Here is a 19,895-nt window from a genome sequence, read left to right on the forward strand (position 1 = left end):
GGAGGTTTAATTACTACACTATTAGAAATGTGTTTTGCTGATGTTAATTTAGGAGCTAAAATAGATTTCTCTGTTTTTGAAGAAAAAGACATCATAAAATATTTGTTTTCTGAAAACATAGGAATCGTTTTCCAAGCAAAAGAAGATGAAATTCTTGAAAATAAACTAACCGAAAATAATGTTTCATTTTATAAGCTTGGAAATGTTACCAATGAAGAAACGCTGGACTTTGGCCCTTGTAAATTAGATATTGTAAAATATAGAGATCTTTGGTTTGAAACTTCTTATTTATTAGATAATAAACAAACTGCAAAAGGTTTAGCTAAAGACAGATTTGAAAACTATAAAACTCAACCGTTAAAATATACATTCCCAAAACACTTTACTGGTAAATTACCTGTTATTGACGCATCTAAACCAAGACCAAAAGCGGCTATTATTCGTGAAAAAGGAAGTAATAGTGAACGTGAAATGGCAAATGCAATGTATTTAGCTGGTTTTGACGTGAAAGATGTTCATATGACCGATTTAATTTCTGGTCGTGAAAACTTAGAAGATATTCAGTTTATTGGTGCTGTTGGTGGTTTTTCAAACTCTGATGTTTTAGGTTCTGCTAAAGGCTGGGCTGGAGCATTTTTATACAATGAAAAAGCAAAAACAGCCTTAGATAATTTCTTCAAAAGAAAAGATACTTTATCTGTTGGTATTTGTAATGGTTGTCAGCTATTTATGGAATTGGAAGTCATTAATCCTGAACACAAAATTCATGGTAAAATGTTACACAACGATTCTCATAAACACGAAAGTAATTTTACTTCGGTAACCATTCAAGAAAATAATTCTGTAATGCTTTCCAGTTTAGTGGGAAGTACTTTAGGAGTTTGGATTTCACATGGTGAAGGAAAATTTAACTTACCAATGGAGGAATCAGCATATGCTATTGTAGCTAAATATGGTTATGAAGCATATCCTGCTAATCCAAATGGTTCAGATTATAATACCGCGATGCTATGTTCAAAAGACGGTCGTCATTTAGTGATGATGCCGCATATTGAGCGCTCAACGTTCCAATGGAATTGGCCTTTTTACCTAGCAAATAGAAAAGATGAAGTTTCTCCTTGGGCTGAAGCTTTTGTGAATGCCAGAAAATGGATCACTAAATAAAAGTAAAATTAATCTATTCTAAAATAAAACATCACAAAGAGGCTATCTAAAAAGTAAAGTTTTGTTTCATATTGAGCTTGTAAAAAATATATTAATGTTTTGATATTCAGCACCAACTTCGACAAGCTCAGTTTAACAAAGCAATTTTTAATTAATTTTCAGATAGCCTCTTTATACATTGTTTTTATGAAACCAAACAATGAAAACACCTAAAAAATATCAGTTTATAATTGAATTAGGAAAAGCACTGCATACCTATGGAATTCCTTCCTATAAAATTCAAACCTATTTAACCAAAGTTTCAAGAACTCAAGGAATAAATGGAACTTTTATGGATTTACCTACTTGGATAAATTATGTTTTTTATGAGGATGAGCAAACCTATAATTATATAGAGTGCATTCCTCCCGGTGTCTTAAACTTAGGAGCATTATCAAGCGTTGAAGAAGTAACTAATAAAGTAATAGCAAATGAAATTAGACCTTCAGAAGTTGAAAATGAATTGCAATTAATCAAAAATGAGACAAAAAAAATAAATCATTTTATACAAACCTTCTCATATGCAATAGCCTCTGGAGCATTTAGTTTAATGATTGGCACTAATTGGGTCTCTTTTATTTTTTCTTTACTATTAGGTGCATTGGTTTATTTAATAGTGTATTTATCAAGTAATTCAAGCTATTTAGAAACTGTTTTAGAGTCATTAATTTCTTTCGTAGTTACCATTCTCGCTTGTTTATTATATTTAGTATTTCCTGAATTTAATGTTGGTATAACCATACTTTCAGCTATCATAATTTTTATTCCTGGTTTAGCAATTACAACGGCTTTAGAAGAAATTACTTCAAAAAATTTGGTGTCTGGAGTTGCTAAACTATTCGATTCTATTATTTCATTATTCAAACAATTTTTTGGAGTTTTACTTGGCTTGGCAGTCATGTCATCATTTATTGATTTCAAGCTTTTAGTTCATATATCTGAAATGCCTCAATGGATTATGTTCTGTGGGATTCCTCTTTTTTCAATTAGTCTTTTAGCTATTTTTCAGGTTCGCAAAAAGGACATGTTTTTAGGAGTTCTTACTGGTGTATTAGTTTTTTTTCTAACTGTATTATTCTCAGCATCAGGAGTGTTACTTAGTACTTTTATTGGTACAATAGCTGCTGTTGCAATAAGTAATTTGTTTAGCAGATTTACTAAATCTCCTAAAACAGTTTATCTAACTCAAGGCATCGTTATGCTTGTTCCTGGTAGTAAATCTTTTATGGGGCTGAGCAACTCATTTTTAAATTCATCAATAATAACTGCTGATAATTTATATCAACAAGTAGTTTTTATTTTAATGGGAATCATTGGTGGATTGTTATTTTCTGGTGTTTTTAGAAACCAACAAGGAACAAAATAAGCAGAATAACATTCTTTATTTATTCAAAAAATGGTCTTCATTTAGTGATGTCGCCGCATATTGATTGTTCAAGTTTCCAACGGAATTGAACTTACTATCCTAACGTAAGAAAGATGACATCTTACCTTTGGCTGAAGCTTTTGTAAATGCTAAAAATTGGTTAGTAAATAAATAATCCTTAAATAATATCTATATCTAAAGAAGTCCACTATTGTAAAATCCTTTTTTTATTCATATTTTGCTAACCAAATGCAATTTATGAATACAGAAATCACACGTTTATTTGATTTTGCTTATCAACAATTAGCAACCAATCCGCAAGCAAAATGTTTTAATACAAAAGTTGGTAACAAATGGATACCTACTTCAACAAAACAATATCTTGAACAAGCAAATACTATTAGCAGAGCCTTGTTAAGATTAGGTATTAAACCCAACGATAAAATAGCTATTGTAACTTCTACAAACAGAGTTGAATGGAGTGTTTTAGACGTTGCCGTATTGCAAATTGGCGCAGTAAACGTTCCCTTATACCCAACTATTTCATCATCTGATTATCAATATATTATCAATCATTCTGATGCTGTTTTATGTTTTGTTTCTGATGAAGAATTAGTAAGAAAAGTTTCCATAATTAAAGATAAAACTCAACTAAAAGATTTGTATTCATTTGATTTTGTTGAAGGAATCTCAAGCTGGAGTTCATTACTTGAATTAGGAGCAAATACTTCAAATCAAGTAGAAGTAGATGAATTAAAAAAGAACGTTTCTCCTTTAAATTTAGCAACTATTATTTATACTTCAGGAACTACTGGAACGCCAAAAGGCGTCATGCTTTCACATAAAAATATTGTCGAGAATGCTTTTGTAAGTGCAAATGCATTAAATTTTGACCCTGGAAACTATAGAGTTTTAAGTTATTTACCTATTTGTCATATTTTTGAACGTTTTGCATTATACTATTACCAGTTTATGGGATTTGAAATTTATTATGCTGAATCTATAGATAAATTAGGTGATAATTTAAAAGAAGTTAAGCCACATTTCATTCCTGTTGTTCCTCGGCTTTTAGAAAAAATATATGATAAAATTGTAGATAAAGGAAGTAATTTAAAAGGTTTAAAACGAATCCTATTCTTCTGGTCATTAAATTTAGGAAAAAAATACAGACCCTATCATGAAAATGGCTGGTGGTATCATTTTCAATTAAAAATTGCTAACAAATTGGTTTTTAGCAAATGGCGAGAAGCATTGGGTGGTAAAATTAAATTTTTAGTCTCTGGAAGTGCTCCTCTTCAACCTATTCTAATAAAAGTTTTTACCGCGGCAAATATTCCAGTTTTTGAAGGTTATGGCATGACTGAAACTTCTCCTGGTATTTCTATTAACGATTTTAGAAATGGAGGTTTCAAAATTGGTACTGTTGGAAGAATTTTAAAGGATATTGAAGTAAAAATTGCTTCAGACGGCGAAATATTAGTAAAAGGCTCCAACGTTATGATGGGCTATTTTAAAGAAGAAGTTTTAACCAAACAAACAATTATAAATGGTTATTTACATACTGGTGATATAGGTGAATTGGATAGCGATGGTTTTCTTAAAATTACAGATCGAAAAAAAGAAATGTTTAAAACTTCTGGTGGTAAATACATTGCTCCTGCAGTTTTAGAAAGTAAATTAAAAGAATCACGTTTCATAGAACAGGCCATGGTAATTGGTGAAAGTGAAAAAATGCCAGCTGCTATCATTCAACCTCATTTTGAATTTTTAGTTGAATGGGTTAAACGCAAAAAATTAGACATTGATATTTCTTCTAATGAAGCTATTATTTCAAACAAAAAAGTGATTAAACGAATAGGTAAAGAAATCGTTTTCGCTAACACTAACTTTGGAAATTGGGAAAAAATTAAAGATTTTGAATTAACATCTGAAGTTTGGAGCATTGAAAACGGTTTATTAACACCTACTATGAAAATAAAAAGAAAAGCTATCATTCAGAAATACAAACACTTACATGACAAAATTTATCAAAAAATAAATTAAATCTATTGTAACATACTTATTTGTAATATCCTATTAATTTTTATACTTTGCCAAGTATTCAATCAAATAACATAGATAATGTCCAAAGAAATTACAAGATTATTCGATTTTGCTTATTATCAACTCGAAAAATACAATTTAGATAAAGCTTTTACAGTAAAAAATAATGGAGAATGGATATCTACTTCTTCACAAGATTTTATTAATAAAGGAAATGCAATTAGTAGAGGTTTACTGAAATTAGGTGTCAAACCTGGTGATAAAATTGGCGTTATATCAACAAATAATAGAACCGAGTGGAATATATTAGATTTTGGAATTTTACAAATTGGAGCTGTTAATATCCCTATTTATCCTACTATTTCAAAAGAAGATTATGAATACATTTTTAATCACGCAGAAATTACACATTGTTTTCTATCTGATAAAGAATTACTAATTAAAGCTAATGCAATTAAAGACAAAGTTTCAACATTAAAAGATATTTATTCCTTTGATGAAATTGATGGTTGCAAAAACTGGAATGAAGTTCTTAAACTTGGAGAAGATGAAAGTTTACAAAATGAAGTTGAAATATTAAAAGAAGTTGTTATACCTGAAAATTTAGCTACCATTATTTATACTTCTGGAACAACTGGAAGACCTAAAGGTGTGATGCTTTCTCATAAAAATGTTGTTTCAAATGTAATTGATTGTTTACCCAAATTACCTTTAGAAAAAGGAAATTTTAAAGCCTTAAGTTTTCTTCCAGTATGTCATATATTTGAAAGAATGCTTCATTATTTATATCAATACTCTGGATGCTCAATATATTTTGCAGAAAGTTTAGAAAAAATTGGTGAAAATTTAAAAGAAGTTCAGCCCCAATTTATGACTGTTGTTCCTAGATTACTTGAAAAAGTGTATGATGGAATTATCACAAAAGGCTCTGAATTAACAGGAATTAAAAAAATGTTATTCTTCTGGGCAGTTGATTTAGGCCTAAAATATGAGCCTTATGGCAAAAACGGTTTATGGTATGAGGCACAATTAGCTGTTGCTAATAAATTAATTTTTAGTAAATGGCGCGAAGCATTAGGAGGTAAATTAGAAACAATGGTTTCAGGAAGTGCTGCATTACAACCTCGTTTAGCTAGAGTGTTTGCCGCTGCTAAAATGCCTGTTATGGAAGGTTATGGATTAACAGAAACTTCACCAGTAGTATCTGTTAATATGATTGAAGGTGGTGATTTTAAAATTGGAACCATAGGGAAAACAATTGATAATGTAACTGTGAAAATTGCTGAAGATGGAGAAATATTAGTTAAAGGTCCTAATGTGATGCAAGGTTATTATAAAGATCCAGAAAAAACTGCAAGTGTAATGACAGGTGATTTTTTTCACACAGGAGATAAAGGTGAATTTGATTCAGAAGGATTTTTAAAAATAACTGGTAGAAAAAAAGAAATATTTAAAACTTCTGGTGGAAAATATATTGCACCTGCTCTACTTGAAAATGAAATGAAACAATCTCGTTTTATTGACCAAATTTTAGTGATTGGAGAAGGACAAAAAATGCCAGCTGCTATTATTCAACCTAATTTTGAGTTTTTACGAAAATGGGCCCGTAAGCATCATGAACCTGTTTCTGAAAGCAACCAAGATTTAATTGAAAATCCAAATTCTATAAAACGAATTCAAAAAGAATTAGACAAAGGAAATAAAAACTTTGCTAAGTGGGAAACCATTAAACGTTTTGAATTAACACCAGATGTTTGGAGTATTGACAATGGATTATTAACTCCAACAATGAAACCAAAAAGAGAAGAAATCAAAAAAAAATACCAACATTTGTATAACAAAATTTATGAAATAAAAGATTAAATTTAGTTCTAATTGAAGATTTCATGGTTACAATTTAAAAAAATAATTTTTTTTAAATTTGTCAATATTTTTACTGTTTTAAACACTCAATCACAATTCGATTTGTTATTTTTGCAAAATATTTTTTTATCATAAATGGAACATTTTATAGTATCAGCTCGTAAATACCGCCCTCAAACTTTTGAGGAAGTTGTTGGGCAACAGGCTATTACAAATACGCTTGAAAACGCTATAAAAAGTAATCATTTAGCACAAGCATTATTATTTACAGGTCCTCGTGGAGTTGGTAAAACAACGTGTGCTAGAATATTAGCAAAAAAAATTAATCAGAATAGTTCAGAAAATCTTGAGGATAATGATTTTGCCTTTAATATTTTCGAATTAGATGCAGCTTCAAACAATTCTGTTGATGACATCCGAAGTTTAACTGATCAAGTTAGAATTCCACCGCAAACAGGAAAATATAAAGTTTATATTATTGATGAGGTTCATATGTTGTCTGCTTCAGCATTCAATGCTTTTCTTAAAACATTAGAAGAACCACCTGCACACGCTATTTTTATTTTAGCAACTACAGAAAAACATAAAATAATACCAACAATCCTTTCTCGTTGTCAAATATTTGATTTTAAACGAATTGGCGTTTTAGATGCTAAAAAGTATTTAGAAAAAATTTGCATTGAAGAAAATATTACTGCTGAAGATGATGCATTGCATATTATTGCTCAAAAAGCTGATGGTGCCATGCGGGATGCTCTTTCCATTTTTGATAGAGTTGTAAGTTTTTCAGGCAAAGAATTAACACGTAAAGCGGTTACAGAAAACTTAAATGTGTTGGATTATGATGAGTACTTTAAAACAACCGATTTAATTCTTGAAAATAAAATACCTGAAGTTTTAGTTCATTTCAATTCAATTTTAAGTAAAGGTTTTGAAGGGCATCATTTTATTAGTGGTTTAGCAGCTCATTTTAGAGATTTATTGGTTGCAAAAGATAAAATTACTATTGATTTATTAGAAGTTGGCGACAATGCTAAAAAGAAATATTTAATTCAATCAGAAAAATGTGATTTGCGTTTTCTGCTTCAAGGAATTGAATTAGCCAACGATTGCGACTTAAAGTATAAAGCAAGTCAGAATCAAAGACTATTAGTTGAACTTACTTTAATGCAATTATCCTCTATCACTTTTGATGGAGAAAAAAAAAACAATAAACCCTACATAATTGCATCGCTTCATTTTAATACAGGTGTAGTTTCAAAACCAATTTTTATTCCTAAAGCTGAAAAAAAATTAGCTGTAATTTCTTCAATAAAAAAGACTGAAACACTTAAAGATGAATTTATTAAACCTATTTTAAGAAATACTAATAGACGAACTTCTTCCCTTTCTCTTAACAGTATTAATTTAAAAAAAGAATTAGAAATAATTGAAGTTGAATTTGAAGAAGTTGAAGGTTTGCCAACAGATGAATTTTTAGAAAATAAGGCTGTACATCTTTGGAAACAATATGCTGAAAAATTAGAAGAACAAGGTAAAAAAAGCGTAGCTTCAATATTAAATGCCAGCAAACCAAACATTAAAGGAAATGAATTCCATTTTGAATTACCAAATACTTTAATGAAAGATCAATTAGATAGAGCTAAAGGACCTTTATTAAAATATTTACGTGAAAACTTAAATAACTTTAAAATTGATCTTGTTATAGATGTTAATGAAGAAGTTACCAAAAAATACGCTTACACACCACAAGAAAAATACGAAAAATTAAAAGAGAAAAATAGCGCTTTAGAATTGTTAAGAAAAACTTTTGATTTAGATATTTAAGCATTGTTATTGAATTTCAATTAGTATATTAGCCATAAAAACTACTTACCCTTGGATATAAAATTACTAATAACCTTTTTAATAGGCTTTTTAATAGTTGCTATTGCAGCCAATGAAATTGCTAAAGTTTTTCAAAAAATAAAGTTTCCTCTTATTACTGGGCTTATTATTACAGGTATTATTGCAGGTTCTTCTGTTCTTAATTTTATAAACCCAAAAGCATTAAAAGAACTTTACTTTTTAAATGAAATAGCATTGGCAATTATTGCCTTTTCTGCTGGTTCAGAGTTGTATTTAAATGAATTACGAAGTAGAATACATAGCATTAAATGGATGACTATTGGTCAATTAATGATCACTTTTGTCATGAGTTCTATAGTCATTTATTTTATGGCAAATCAAATACCATTTATGGCAAATATGCCATCAACTCACCAAATAGCAGTATCTGTTTTATTCGCAACTATTTTTGTTGCAAGATCTCCTTCTTCAGCAATTGCAGTAATTAATGAAATGAGAGCTAATGGACCTTTCACTAAAACGGTTATGGGTGTTACCGTTGTAAAAGATGTATTGGTAATTATATTATTTGCAATTAGCTTAGCTGTAGCAAAAGCACTTATAAATGATGAACCCACGGACTTCTTCTTTTTTATCGTTTTATCTTTTGAATTATTAGCTTCTTTTGGTTTAGGTTATCTATTAGGCAAAATATTACAAGTTCCTTTTTTATCAAAAGCAGATACAAAAATAAAAGGATTTGCAGTACTATTAATTGGCTATAGTGTTTATTTATTCTCACATTTTGTAAGAGTAAAATCACTGGAAATGTATCATCATGAATTTGTTTTAGAGCCTTTACTAATATGCATTATTGGGAGTTTTTATTTAACAAATTACAGTAAACATCGTATTGAATTCTCTAAAACTTTAAAAGAAATAAGTCCCGTAATCTATATTGTATTTTTTACTTTAACAGGAGCTTCATTATCGCTTCAAACATTAATGAGTGTTTTTGGAATAGCAGTTGCGCTTTTCTTTTTACGATTAGTAACTATGTTTTTTGGAGGAATATTTGGTGTTTATGCCGCAAACGATTTTAAAAAATATGCGCTAATTGCCTGGATGCCTTATTTAACACAAGCAGGAGTCGCTTTGGGTTTAGCGACTATAATATCGCAAGAATTTCCCATTTGGGGACATCAATTTGAAGCTATCATAATTGCAATTATCGTCTTAAATCAATTAGTAGGTCCACCCCTATTTAAATGGGCGCTTAATTATGTTAAAGAAAGCCATTTACGTGCTAAAGTCAAAAAATTTGAGGGCACACAAGATGCTGTAATTTTTGGATTAGAAAATCAATCTATTGCACTAGCAAAGCAATTGCAAAGAAACAAATGGGAAGTTAGAATTGTAAATACTGAAGAAAAAAACAGAAATAATGTTGATAACATTCAGATAATTGATGCATTAAAAATAATAAGCTTAACTGCTTTAAAAAAGTTAAAATTAGAAAAAACAGAAGCCATCGTTTTAATGCTTTCTGATGAAGATAATTACAAAATTGCTGAACTAATTTATGAGAATATTGGAACAAAAGATGTAATTGTTAGACTAAATGAACGTGCTAATTTCGAAAAATTTCACAAACTGGGTGCTTTAATTATTGAGCCTTCAACAGCAATTGTAAGTTTATTAGATCACTTTGTTCGATCTCCAGGTGCTACATCATTATTATTGGGTATGGATGATGGACAAGATACTATAGATATTGAAGTAAGAAATCAAGATATCCATGGAATACGTTTACGAGAATTAAGACTACCATCAGATGTATTGGTACTTTCAGTAAAAAGAAAAGGGCAACTTATTGTTTCTCACGGATATACACGTTTAAGATTAGGAGATATTATAACAATGGTTGGATCTGAAATTAGTTTAGACGAAATTAAATTTAAATTTGATACATAATGCTAGGTTTAAAACTTCCAACAGACCCACGTTGGGTTAACATTGCCGAAAAAAATATTGATGAAATTTTAATAGATCACGCTCATTGTGAATTAAAAGCGGCTTCAACTGCTAATTCATTAATTATGAGTTTCCCTGAATATTCAGATTTGGTAACAGAAATGGTTTCCATAGTAAAAGAAGAAATGAGTCATTTTAGGATGGTACACGAACGACTTTTAAAAAGAGGTATTAAATTGGGAAGAGATCGAAAAGATTTATATGTACATGATTTATTAACTTTTTTCCCAAAAGGAGGCAGCAGAACAACACAATTGGTTCATCGTTTATTATATGCTGCACTTATTGAAGCTAGAAGTTGCGAACGTTTTAGATTACTTTCTGAAAACATACAAGACAAAGAGCTCGCTAAATTTTACAGAGATTTAATGGTCTCAGAAGCTAACCATTATGTGTTATTTTTAAATTTTGCCCGTGAGTTTGGCGAACGAAAAGAAGTAGATAAAAAATGGAATGATTTATTAGAATATGAAGCTGAATTGATGAAAAATTTAGGAACCTCAGAAACTATTCACGGATAATATAAATATGTTTAGTAAAGAAGAATCAGCATTGCTTAGAAAAGATTTCTGGACAAGTTTTGGAAAATCTTTTCCAAGAAAATGGATATTATATAACACTCAAATTAAAGATTTTAGCTTCAAGTTTGTAGCTGATAAAAAACAAGCTTTGGTTTGTTTGGATATTGAATCGTTTGATAGAAATAAAAATAAACTGCTTTTTGACCAAGTTTTAGAATTAAAAAGCAATTTAACCGAAGATTATTTACCAGATGTTATTTTTGATGAACTCTATTTATTGGAAAACGGTAAAATTATTCATAGAATATACGTAAAATATAATGGCGAATTTAATATTCACAATAAAGAAACTTGGCAAGGTGCATATCTATTTTTTAATGAAGCTATGAATCAGTTTGAGTTATTTTATGAAGATTTTGAAGATTTTATAAAACAAGCCATTTATAATTAATTTTAAGTGGTGAGTTTTTAGTTATTAGTATAAACTTTTCAACTTTCAACTCTTAAAAATAGTTTACTTTTGTACTATGATACTAAATGATACCATCATTGCATTAGCTACTTCATCGGGTGTTGGAGCCATTGCTGTTATACGTTTATCAGGTGAAAATTCCATTAAAATTGTGAATCAATTTTTTAAATCTAAATTTGGAAACAAAGATTTAAACAATGTAAAATCTCACACCATTCATTTAGGAAATATTATTGAGAGTGGCTATGTTATTGATGAAGTTTTAGTATCAGTTTTTAAAAACCCTCACTCCTACACAGGTGAAAATGTGGTTGAAATTAGTTGCCATGGCTCTATTTATATTCAACAAGAAATATTACAGCTTTTTATAAAAAACAGTGTTAGAAATGCTAACCCAGGTGAATTTACGTTGCGTGCTTTTTTAAATGGGAAAATGGATTTAAGTCAGGCTGAAGCAGTTGCTGATTTAATTTCTTCTAATTCAGCAGCTTCACATCAAGTAGCAATGCAACAAATGCGTGGTGGATTTAGTGATGAAATTCAAAATTTACGTCAACAATTATTAAATTTTGCAAGTTTAATAGAATTAGAACTCGACTTTGCCGAGGAAGATGTTGAATTTGCTGATAGAACTGAATTTAATAATTTAATTTCAAAAATAAGCAACGTTTTAAAACGATTAATTGATTCTTTTGCTTTAGGAAACGTATTAAAAAACGGAATTCCTGTAGCAATTGTTGGGGAACCAAATGTTGGAAAATCTACTTTACTAAATGCTTTGTTGAATGAAGAAAAAGCAATTGTTAGCCATATTGAAGGAACCACAAGAGATGCTATAGAAGATGAACTTATTATTGACGGTGTAGCATACCGTTTTATAGATACTGCTGGAATTAGAAAAACAGAAGACTTTGTTGAAAATATTGGAATCAAAAAAACATTCGAAAATATAGAAAGAGCACAATTGGTACTTCATTTATTTGATGCTTCAAAAATCAAGTCGCTTCAAGATAATATTTCAGAATTAGAAAATAAATATCCATCCAAAAGAATTCTTACTATTATAAATAAGGTTGACTTACTTTCTGACGATGAAATTTTAAAACTTAAATCCCAATATTCAAATTTGATAATATTGTCAGCAAAGCAAAAAACTGGCATTCATGAATTAACAACTACGCTTACAAATTTAGCCAATAAGGGTGCTTTAAGTAATAATGAAACTATTGTAAGTAATTCTCGCCATTTTGAAGCCTTAAACAATGCTTTAAACGCTATTAGTGAGGTGCAAAAAGGTATTGAAAATAATATTAGTACTGATCTTTTTTCAATTGATGTACGTCAGGCTTTATTCAATTTAGGTGAAATTACTGGCGAAGTAACTACCGAAGATTTATTAGGTAATATTTTCGCTAATTTCTGTATCGGAAAATAATTGATAATCATGTATTTATGTTTATTTATCAACTTGATTTCCCAAAACCGTCCCTCTAATAAATCTTTATAAGATTGTTTCATCTTATTCTATAAAAACGAAGAATTAATTAAGTCAAAAGCCTTATCCTTTTGTTGCATAAATCTTTTGAAATTCCAATAAAATATTCTGAAGGTGATTAACAAATCATTTGCTACATAAATATAATTGTAATATGCTTTGTCTTCTTTATATTAAACATTGTATTAATTATGGTTAAATACTATAAAATTTATAACAAAAACATTAAAAAAAACAGTAAAATAAACATAACTGCATTGCATAATTTATGAATTTTAAAAAGTGTTTAATTTTATTCAACCTATCTCCTATACTCATTGTCTTCCAATATTCTTACAAATTTAAAAATGAAAAAAAATCTACTTTTAAATGGTAACAAAATTAGTTTTGATGATGCGTTTGACATAATAATTTTGGTTAGTTAATTTTAACCATTTTTTAATCGAATGAATTGATTAGATATTCATTCGATTAAAAAATCTTTCTGTTAAATTAAATCAATTTTCAGATCAATCTATATTATATTGGAGCCTTTACATTGTGCATATAAAGCAAAATTTATACATTTATAACAATTATTTAATCTCGTACCAACTCTTTATAAGAAATAAATTAGGACATAATATCTTCATTGTTTTAATTTTTTGAAGCCACTAATGCAGTAAAAAAAATATAAATTAAACAACCTAGAGGAACTAAAAATCCTAACAATATACTTGTAGAATCTGCAACTAATCCCATTAATGGGGGTATGAATGCTCCTCCTACGATTGCCGTTACCATTAATCCACTTAATTCATTGGCTCTTTCTGGAAATTTATCAACTGTTATTGAAAATACTAATGGAAATATGTTAGCAAATCCTAAGCCAATCATAATAATACCTACATAAGCAATTATTGTATTTCCAAACAATAGTAATAAAACTCCAAGTATTGATAATATAACTGTAACAAATAAAAATTTGATAGGTTTAATTTTAGTTAATATTGCAGCTCCTAAGAATCTACCGATTAATATTGGCAAGAAAAATAATGCCCAACTTAACCATAAACTAAAGCCTTCTATTCCAAATTCTTCTTTTAACAAAATTGGAATTCCAGAACTCATTGAAACTTCTGCCCCAACATATACGAAAATAGCCAATACCATCATTAAAATATACTTATTTTTTAATAATGAAATACAACTTTTAAATGAAGCTGGGGATTCATCTTCATGTTTTACTTCCTCTACTTTTAATGTACTTGTCCAACCAAATGTAATTAATATTAAAACCGCATAAATTGGGAATAACAAAGTCCAGTCCATCCCTGCCATAGCTGCAAAAGGTGGTAATAAAAACCCTAATGAAGAACCTATTGCCTTTATAGACTGCCCTAATGATAAGTTACTTGAATAACGTCCTGGTAATGATATATCTCGCATTATGGGATTCCCAGAAACTTGCAAAACAGTTGCTCCAGCTCCTAATAATAATATTGAACCTAATATTACGTAGAATTTTGATTGTAAATCTACAGATACAGATTCAACTATAGGTCCATACATTCCTGATAATATTGGCATTAATAATCCAATAAACGCAATTAGCAAGCCAATTAACAATACTTTTTTCTTCCCTTTTCTATCTTGATAAATTCCCATTGGGATAGATATTATTCCAAACATTAAAAACCCACTAAAAGGTAATAATGTGGCTAAAAAATTAGTTAGTTCAAACGTGTCTTTTGCTAAACTTACCATTGGACCTACGACATCTCCAAAGCCCATACATAAAAAGGCTAAAAATATTGGAAACGTATTCACTTTCTTATTACTCATAATTAAATTGATTTTTTATTTAAATAAAGTAGCTGCTCCTAACATTGCCGCACTTTCTTTTAATGTTGAAACTTTAAATGGAATTTCTAATCCATTCCCTTTTAATTTACTGTATAATCTTGGTTTAAAAAAATCAAAAGCTTCTGCAATATTCCCACCCATTACAACTACTTCTGCATTAAATTTTTGCAAATATTCCCCTAAACAATTTGCTAAATTTTCCCCAAACTCACTAAATAAGTCTTTTGCTTGCTTATTCCCATTATTTGCTAATTCCGCAATTCGTCTAACACCCGTTACTTGTTCAGATGAAACTTCATTGAAACTATTAACAAACCAACGAGTTGAAAAATAATCATCTGCAATTCCTTCTTTAAAAGGCTTATCCCATAAATAACCTCCTTCTGGGACAGTTTTACCATCTTCAACAATCTGACCATTGTAAATAAATGACGATCCAAAACCTGTACCCAAAGTTATAGCTATCATTTTTTTACTCCCTTTTCCACTGCCATACCAAAAACTACCTAATGAAAAAGCTGAAGCGTCATTTACAAATCTTATTTGTTCTATTGACAATGATAAACTCTTAGACAAAGCTTCCTTCACATTTACATTTTTTAATTCAACAAATTTCAGATTAGAATTATCATATAGACCAATTCCATTTTCATAATCAAATGGACCTGGAATAGCCAATCCGACACCTAAAAATACTGATTCAATTGGTAAATTAATTTCACATTGCTTAATTGCATTTGTCCAAGCACCTATTAAAACCTCTTTGGATTCTGAATTATCAACTTTAATACTCACTAAAGTATTTTTAATAATTTCACCTGAATCTACATTTACCAAAGCACAACTTATATGACTGCCTCCAATATCACAACCAATTACAATATTCTGACTCATTTTATTATTTTTAAATTGCTATTATCTTTTAATTAAATTTATACTAACTTTCTCTCTCCATAAAAAGAAAACAGTTAATTTTCAAATACTTAATTTAAGTATTTAAAAAAAGAAGAACTAGGATAAACCAGTTCTTCTTAAAAAAAGCACAATAATTAATTCAACTTAATATCATTTACATCAATAAAAAAACGAAATAAAAATCTCATTAATAAATTATTTCGACCAACAGTAAATATTAGTAGATTAAAGTTCCTAAACCCTAAAATAATTATAAATCATTTACTTTTTTTATACTTAACCAACCTCCTTCATTATTGTTTGCTGGTGGATATATTATTTTCAAATTTAAATATTTGAAGTTTTTCATTATTATTTCCAACCAAAATTAATTGTTGATTTTTATCCAAAAGTAGTTTTAGTTTTTTAACATCTTTATTCACAAAAAAACCAGATTTATCATTGCTTATTGGCTCGAAATTATTATTACCATCACCCAATAATACTAATCCAGTTCCTGCATCATTTCTTGTTGTTTCTATTTCTGATACGAATAAATTACCTGCAATTATGAGGTCTAAATTTCCATCATAATTTAAATCTTGTACTATAATATCATTAATATTTGAAAACTGTGCTTGAATAGGTAATTGGGAAATCTTAAACTCACCTGACCCTAAATTTTCAATAAATGAAGATGCAAATGTTTGAACCTTTAAATACAAAGCTTCATCTAATTTTTTCTTCCCATAAACTTTATCAATTTCTAATGAAGCAAAAACATCATACTTTTTAAATTCTTTTTTTAATTTAGGAACTTGCTGAGAGGAACAAGAGAAACCTCTTAAAGGATAATGCTTTCCATAGTTATAATAACCCAAAACTATATCATTGCTTCCATTATCATCGAAATCTTCATAATACATATCAAAAGGGGTTTCTGTTGTTGCTTTATATTTATAATTAAGTCCTAAATTTCCAGCTACAAAATCCATATCACCATCGTTGTCAAAATCTCCTTGCTCTATACTAAACCACCAACCTTCAGAGTTATTAAAATTAACTATATCTTCTTTGATAAAATGGTTTTCTTCATTTTTAAAAATTGTTATAGGCATCCATTCTCCTACAATAACCAAATCTAGATCATTATCATTATCATAATCAGTCCAAATAGCATCTGTAACCATCCCAAGATTATTTAATTCTTCCGCTTTTTCATTAGTAACATTATATAAAATTCCCTCTCTATTTTCTAATAACTGGCTATCAACTGGGGTTGGGTAATTATGTGGATCTATACGTGCACCAATAAAAATATCAATATCACCATCTTTATCATAATCGGCAGCTTTAACAACACTTCCACTAATATTATTTGCCTGTATTAAATTTATTCCCTTTGAGAAAACACCATTCCCATTATTAATATATACTCTATCTTTATAGTTAATATCTTCCTTTTCATATTCATTCCCTCCACTTACTACATACAAATCTTTATCTCCATCACTATCTAAATCAAAAAATAACGCATCTAAATCCTCATTCATTTTATCAATTTCAAAAGATCCATTTTTTTGTAATTCAAATTCGCCCAATTCATTCTGAATAAATAATTCTCCAGAAGAACCCGAAGCACCACCAATAAAAACATCTTTAAGACCATCATTATTAACATCTTCAACAGCAAGTGCAGGTCCAAATTGAGACATTTTATGAGGTAATAAAACCTGATATTTAAAATCATCAAAACTGTTTTCTTTGTGCTGATAATTAATTTTATTGTTATGAACTAATTCTGTAAACAAAGTTTTATTAATTTTTGACTCTTCTTTTATAAAAAAATCATCTTCCATAAAGATTGTCAATAATTGATTCGCATTTACATCTTTTAGTTGAGTGCTTGTATTATTAGGCCAATTAATTAGAATTTCATCAACTTTTGCATTGTTTCCTATACCAAAATGGGCAATTGATTCACTTGTTGAATACACTCCTCTTACATTAGTTATTTCAATAACTTGTTGTTTATTTCCCGTTTTAATAGTAATTCTTGTGCCTAGAGTTGTTTTAAAGTTTTTGCTCTTTAACTCAATCCTTAAATAATTATTTTTTGAATTATTTTTATAAATAAAAGCATTATCATTTATATTATTTACTACTAAATCTAAATCACCGTCATTATCCAAATCTGCATAAGCAGCTCCATTTGAAAAAGATTTCTGATTTAATCCCCATTCTTCAGCAACTTTCTCAAAATTGAAATTTCCATTATTTTTAAACATGAAATTTGTCAACTGCTGAGAAGGTAATAAACTTAATGCTTTCTGTAAATCTAATATGTCCCAAATGGTTATAGCTCCTCCATTTGGGTTTTCTTTCACCCATTTATTAGCTGTTTCAGTTACAAAACTTCCCACAGCCTTTGATGCATCCGTATTTCGTATATCACGTAAAAGACCATTTGTTATATAAATATCTTTTTCGCCGTCATTATCAAAATCTGCTATTAAATTTGCCCAACTCCAATCCGTGGCGGCAAGATTAGCTAACTGAGCAATTTCACTAAACGTATTGTTTCCATTATTCAAATGAAAATTATTAAACATATATTGGTAATGACCTCCATTATTTACAATTTTCCAGAATGCGTCCGGATTCATTCCGCTCATATTAGATTTCAATCTAAAATTGTCTTCAGCAACCATATCTAACACAAAGACATCTAAAAAACCATCATTATTAATATCTGAAACATCAACACCCATACTATAATATGACATGTGATTTAAAGCACTATTTGCAATATTTGTAAATGTTCCATTTTGATTATTAATATACAAAGCATCAGGGACATAAAAATCATTAGATACATATAAATCCGTCCAACCATCATTATTTATATCACTTGCCGAAACTGCATTTGGGAAACCTGCTTGAAGTAATCCTGATTTTTCAGTAACATCTATAAAAAATTTACCCTTAACATTTTTGTATAATCTAGATGTGTATTTTGGTAATAATAATTCAGACCCCATATATTCAGAATAGCTTCCTGGATTTGGTGGTTGGTTTAATATAAATAAATCTAAAAAACCATCTTTATCAAAATCGAAAAAAGTTGCATGTCTTGTTCTCTCTGAATTATCAATACCAAACTCATTTGCCATTTCTTTAAAAATAGCGTTACCTTGATTGATGTATAATTTATTTTTTCTTAATTCAGGTTGATGATCATATAATTCTTTTGAAACATAAATATCTAATAATCCATCATTATTAACATCTGCAATTGTAACACCTGTAGACCAGCTCCCATCATTTATAATTCCAGAGGATTTTGTTATGTCATCAAATTCAAAATCTCCTTTGTTAAGATATAACTTATCATCAACTAAATTTCCCGCAAAATAAATATCTTTTAAACCATCATTATTAAAATCACCAATCCCAACACCTGCACCGCCATAAAAATTGGCATATTTTAATATATTATTATTTTTATCATCCTTAATTTGATTATTAAAATCAACACCTGATTTTTTAGAAGGAATTAAGGAAAATTGTTCACTATTTTGAGCATTTATCTCAAATAAAAAAGAAACAAGGAAAATACTAATATAATGAAGTTGAGAAATTCTAAATATTATTTTCATAAATCAAAAGTATAAAAAAAGGGAGGGCTAAACACCACTCCCTTTCTAATTAACCAAATTAAAATACAATACTAATTTATTTATTGTTTATCCCACCAAACTCTTGTTGTTAAAACATCAGCACCTTGATTTGCTTCTGCTTCTGCATAGTTAACTGGATTAGCTGTTTGTTCACTTGTTGGATATGTTAATCTTCTTGGAATGGTTCCATTAGTTTCATTACCTGGATAATTTGTAGGTGTTAAAACAGGAAAACCAATTCTTCTCCAGTTCGCAAATGTTTCGTATTCATTTAAGAATGTTGCTGCCCAATATTGATTCCCAATCATTTCTAATGCATTTGAAGCATTGAAAGGATTAGTGGTCAAATAACTAGTAATATCCGTATCTGAAATTACAGCCGCAGAACCATATAATGATAAATACTTCATTGCTGCAGTTACACCAGAATTATAATGTCCTGCGGTATCACCACCTGCTAACCCCCATCTAAAAGAAGCTTCTGCTAACATAAATTCTACTTCAGCATATGTTTGAAAAAACATAGGAGCATCTTCACCAGTAATTATACTTCTATTAGGCTCAGCATAAGCATTTGTATCTCCTTCTCCTGTGGCAGTTAATAATAAATCTGAATCTAAACCATTAGGTAGTCCTTTTAAATCAGCAGGCA

Annotated in this window: 13 protein-coding genes; 9 read left to right on the plus strand and 4 right to left on the minus strand. The window is 29.1% G+C overall.

The annotated features are described in order from the left end of the window. The 9 genes from ABY863_RS08685 to mnmE all read left to right on the plus strand — a co-directional run. Positions 1 to 1,164 (plus strand): phosphoribosylformylglycinamidine synthase subunit PurQ (locus ABY863_RS08685; protein ID WP_372793874.1); only part of this gene is annotated, 1,164 nt, incomplete at its 5' end. A 199-nt stretch (positions 1,165 to 1,363) separates the two neighbouring features. Beyond that, positions 1,364 to 2,569 (plus strand): threonine/serine exporter ThrE family protein, encoded by a 1,206-nt coding sequence (locus ABY863_RS08690; RefSeq protein ID WP_372793876.1) that lies wholly within the window; start codon positions 1,364 to 1,366, stop codon positions 2,567 to 2,569. A gap of 258 nt (positions 2,570 to 2,827) precedes the next feature. Next, positions 2,828 to 4,612: a long-chain fatty acid--CoA ligase gene (locus ABY863_RS08695; protein ID WP_372793878.1), complete on the plus strand. Its 1,785-nt coding sequence runs from the start codon at positions 2,828 to 2,830 to the stop codon at positions 4,610 to 4,612. Positions 4,613 to 4,690: 78 nt separating this feature from the next. Beyond that, positions 4,691 to 6,475 carry a long-chain fatty acid--CoA ligase gene (locus tag ABY863_RS08700; protein WP_372793880.1) on the plus strand — a complete coding sequence of 595 codons (1,785 nt, stop codon included), beginning with the start codon at positions 4,691 to 4,693 and terminating at the stop codon, positions 6,473 to 6,475. Positions 6,476 to 6,610: 135 nt separating this feature from the next. Then, the gene (gene dnaX / locus ABY863_RS08705) at positions 6,611 to 8,302 is read left to right on the plus strand and encodes a DNA polymerase III subunit gamma/tau (protein ID WP_372793882.1); all 1,692 of its coding nucleotides are present in this window, start codon (positions 6,611 to 6,613) and stop codon (positions 8,300 to 8,302) included. A gap of 51 nt (positions 8,303 to 8,353) precedes the next feature. Continuing rightward, positions 8,354 to 10,276 carry a monovalent cation:proton antiporter family protein gene (locus ABY863_RS08710; RefSeq protein WP_372793884.1) on the plus strand — a complete coding sequence of 641 codons (1,923 nt, stop codon included), beginning with the start codon at positions 8,354 to 8,356 and terminating at the stop codon, positions 10,274 to 10,276. Further along, a complete protein-coding gene (locus tag ABY863_RS08715; protein ID WP_372793886.1) occupies positions 10,276 to 10,857 on the plus strand; it encodes a tRNA-(ms[2]io[6]A)-hydroxylase in 582 nt (193 codons plus the stop codon). The genes ABY863_RS08710 and ABY863_RS08715 overlap by 1 nt, the downstream gene beginning before the upstream one ends. Positions 10,858 to 10,864: 7 nt before the next feature. Then, positions 10,865 to 11,308, plus strand: coding sequence for a DUF4268 domain-containing protein (locus ABY863_RS08720; RefSeq protein ID WP_372793888.1), 444 nt, complete (start codon positions 10,865 to 10,867; stop codon positions 11,306 to 11,308). Between the two features lie 76 nt (positions 11,309 to 11,384). After that, positions 11,385 to 12,764 (plus strand): tRNA uridine-5-carboxymethylaminomethyl(34) synthesis GTPase MnmE, encoded by a 1,380-nt coding sequence (mnmE, locus tag ABY863_RS08725; protein ID WP_372793890.1) that lies wholly within the window; start codon positions 11,385 to 11,387, stop codon positions 12,762 to 12,764. A 696-nt stretch (positions 12,765 to 13,460) separates the two neighbouring features. Here mnmE and ABY863_RS08730 read toward each other — a convergent pair. The 4 genes from ABY863_RS08730 to ABY863_RS08745 all read right to left on the minus strand — a co-directional run. Next, positions 13,461 to 14,648, minus strand: coding sequence for a sugar MFS transporter (locus ABY863_RS08730; protein ID WP_372793892.1), 1,188 nt, complete (start codon positions 14,646 to 14,648; stop codon positions 13,461 to 13,463). 15 nt (positions 14,649 to 14,663) lie between these two features. Next, positions 14,664 to 15,563 carry an ROK family protein gene (locus ABY863_RS08735; RefSeq protein WP_372793894.1) on the minus strand — a complete coding sequence of 300 codons (900 nt, stop codon included), beginning with the start codon at positions 15,561 to 15,563 and terminating at the stop codon, positions 14,664 to 14,666. A gap of 314 nt (positions 15,564 to 15,877) precedes the next feature. After that, positions 15,878 to 19,222 carry a VCBS repeat-containing protein gene (locus ABY863_RS08740; protein WP_372793896.1) on the minus strand — a complete coding sequence of 1,115 codons (3,345 nt, stop codon included), beginning with the start codon at positions 19,220 to 19,222 and terminating at the stop codon, positions 15,878 to 15,880. A gap of 80 nt (positions 19,223 to 19,302) precedes the next feature. After that, on the minus strand, positions 19,303 to 19,895 hold a 593-nt coding region (locus ABY863_RS08745), incomplete at its 5' end, for a SusD/RagB family nutrient-binding outer membrane lipoprotein (RefSeq protein WP_372793898.1).

The sequence above is a fragment of the Lutibacter sp. genome, from assembly GCF_041562875.1.
Lineage (GTDB): Bacteria > Bacteroidota > Bacteroidia > Flavobacteriales > Flavobacteriaceae > Lutibacter.

Bases quoted from the DNA above. Each gene is read 5' to 3' on its own strand.
- ABY863_RS08715 (WP_372793886.1), top strand. From the start codon at position 10,276: ATGCTAGGTTTAAAACTTCCAACAGACCCACGTTGGGTTAACATTGCC.
- ABY863_RS08735 (WP_372793894.1), bottom strand. From the start codon at position 15,563: ATGAGTCAGAATATTGTAATTGGTTGTGATATTGGAGGCAGTCATATA.
- dnaX (WP_372793882.1), top strand. From the start codon at position 6,611: ATGGAACATTTTATAGTATCAGCTCGTAAATACCGCCCTCAAACTTTT.
- mnmE (WP_372793890.1), top strand. From the start codon at position 11,385: ATGATACTAAATGATACCATCATTGCATTAGCTACTTCATCGGGTGTT.
- ABY863_RS08690 (WP_372793876.1), top strand. From the start codon at position 1,364: ATGAAAACACCTAAAAAATATCAGTTTATAATTGAATTAGGAAAAGCA.
- ABY863_RS08700 (WP_372793880.1), top strand. From the start codon at position 4,691: ATGTCCAAAGAAATTACAAGATTATTCGATTTTGCTTATTATCAACTC.
- ABY863_RS08730 (WP_372793892.1), bottom strand. From the start codon at position 14,648: ATGAGTAATAAGAAAGTGAATACGTTTCCAATATTTTTAGCCTTTTTA.
- ABY863_RS08720 (WP_372793888.1), top strand. From the start codon at position 10,865: ATGTTTAGTAAAGAAGAATCAGCATTGCTTAGAAAAGATTTCTGGACA.
- ABY863_RS08695 (WP_372793878.1), top strand. From the start codon at position 2,828: ATGAATACAGAAATCACACGTTTATTTGATTTTGCTTATCAACAATTA.
- ABY863_RS08740 (WP_372793896.1), bottom strand. From the start codon at position 19,222: ATGAAAATAATATTTAGAATTTCTCAACTTCATTATATTAGTATTTTC.